We start from the raw sequence: 2,178 nt of genomic DNA on the forward strand, positions 1-2,178 counted from the left end.
GCTCGCCGAGATCGTGGCGGTGCCCGACACCGCCTTCGACGGCGCGGCGCTGCTGGTCTCGGTCACGGGTGCGACCAGCATCGACAAAATCAGGGCTGCCCTGATCGAGGCGGGGGCCTCGGTCCGCTCCACGGCCCTCGTCGGCAGCCACGCAACGCGCTATACGGTGCCCCCGACCGGGGCGAAATCGTAAACCGCGCGCCACGCCCCGCCATTTTCGGAGTTGAAGATGTCCCGCCCCGTGCCGAATCCCGGCATTCTCGATATTGCGCCCTACACGCCCGGCAAGAGCCCGGTCGCCGAGCCGGGTCGCAAGGTATTCAAGCTCTCGGCCAACGAGACGCCGTTCGGGCCCTCGCCCAAGGCGATCGAGGCGTTCAAGCGCGTGGCGGACCATCTGGAGGACTATCCGGAAGGAACCTCGCGCGTGCTGCGCGAGGCGATCGGCCGTTCCTTCGGGCTCGATCCCAACCGCATCATCTGCGGCGCCGGCTCGGACGAGATCCTCAACCTGCTCGCCCACACCTATCTCAGCCACGGCGACGAGGCGATCTCGACCACGCACGGTTTCCTGGTCTACCCGATCGCGACCATGGCGGTCGGTGCCAAGAATGTCGTCGCGCAGGAGACCAACCTCACCTGCGACGTCGACGCCATCCTGAAAGCCGTGACGCCGCGCACCAAGCTGGTCTGGCTCGCCAACCCCAACAATCCGACCGGGACCTACGTGCCGTTCGACGAGGTCAAGCGGCTGCGCGCCGGCCTGCCCTCGCACGTGCTGCTGGTGCTGGATGCCGCCTATTGCGATTACGTCTCGCGCAACGATTACGAGATGGGGATCGAGCTCGTCGCCACCACCGAGAATACGGTGGTGACGCACACATTCTCGAAGATCCACGGCCTCGCGGCGCTGCGCATCGGCTGGATGTTCGGTCCCGAGCACATCATCGACGCCGTCAACCGCATCCGCGGTCCCTTCAACGTGTCGACACCCGCGATGTATGCCGCGGTCGCCGCGATCGAGGACACTGCGCACCAGGCGATGTCGAAGCAGTTCACCGAGACCTGGCGCAACTGGCTCACCGAGGAGATCGGCAAGCTCGGACTGAAGGTGACGCCGAGCGTCGCCAATTTCGTGCTGATCCACTTCCCGACCGACAAGGGCAAGACCGCTGATGATGCCGACGCCTTCCTCACCAAGCGCGGCCTGGTGCTGCGCGCGTTGAAGAACTACGGCCTGCCGCATTCGCTGCGCATGACCATCGGCACCGAGGAAGCCAATCGCCTCGTGGTCGATGCCTTGCGCGACTTCGTGGCCGGCAAATGAGCGCGGATCCGCACTTCCAGCGTGTCGCGCTGATCGGCTTCGGCCTGATCGGCGGCTCGATCGCGCGCGCTGCGAAGCTCCAGGGCCTGGCGGGCGAGATCGTCACAACCGCGCGCTCGGAGAAGACGCGCGCGCGGGTGATGGAGCTCGGCATCGTCGATCAGGTCGTGGCGACCAATGCGGAAGCGGTGAAGGATGCCGATCTCGTCATCCTCTGCATTCCCGTCGGCGCCTGCGGACCTGTGGCTCAGGAGATCGCCGCGCACCTGAAGCCAGGCGCTGTCATCTCCGACGTCGGCTCGGTCAAGGGCGCGATCGTCAGGGACATGGCGCCGCATCTGCCGAAGTCGGTTCATTTCGTGCCGGCGCATCCGGTGGCGGGCACCGAGCATTCGGGTCCGGATTCAGGCTTCGCCGAGCTCTTCATCAACCGCTGGTGCATTCTCACCCCGCCCGAAGGCGTCGACGCCGCGGCCACCGATCGCCTGCGCGCGTTCTGGGCGGCGATGGGCGCCAAGGTCGAGGTCATGACGCCGGATCATCACGATCTCGTGCTCGCGATCACCAGCCATCTGCCGCATCTGATCGCCTACACCATCGTCGGCACCGCGGACGAGCTGGCGCAGGTGACGGAATCCGAGGTCATCAAGTTCTCCGCCGGCGGCTTTCGCGATTTCACCCGCATCGCCGCCTCCGACCCGACGATGTGGCGCGACGTCTTCCTCGCCAACAAGGAGGCCGTGCTGGAGATGCTCGGCACCTTCACCGAGGACCTCGCCAAGCTCACCCGCGCGATCCGCCGCGGCGACGGCGAGGCGCTGTTCGACCACTTCACCCGCACCCGCGCCATC

General features: G+C 66.6%; 2 protein-coding genes and 1 pseudogene. All 3 read left to right on the plus strand.

What is annotated here, in order from left to right:
• Positions 1-193, plus strand: a pseudogene (locus MOV75_RS35485) (hypothetical protein); the annotation flags it as partial.
• 36 nt (positions 194-229) lie between these two features.
• Positions 230-1,327, plus strand: coding sequence for a histidinol-phosphate transaminase (hisC, locus tag MOV75_RS35490; protein ID WP_246921944.1), 1,098 nt, complete (start codon positions 230-232; stop codon positions 1,325-1,327).
• The coding region (locus MOV75_RS35495; protein ID WP_247007670.1) for a prephenate/arogenate dehydrogenase family protein at positions 1,324-2,178 on the plus strand (855 nt) is incomplete at its 3' end. The genes hisC and MOV75_RS35495, both read left to right, overlap by 4 nt.

The organism is Bradyrhizobium sp. PRIMUS42, from assembly GCF_023006515.1.
Taxonomy (GTDB): Bacteria; Pseudomonadota; Alphaproteobacteria; order Rhizobiales; family Xanthobacteraceae; genus Bradyrhizobium.

Excerpts from the sequence above, each read along its gene's own strand:
- hisC (WP_246921944.1), top strand. The coding sequence starts at position 230 with ATGTCCCGCCCCGTGCCGAATCCCGGCATTCTCGATATTGCGCCCTAC.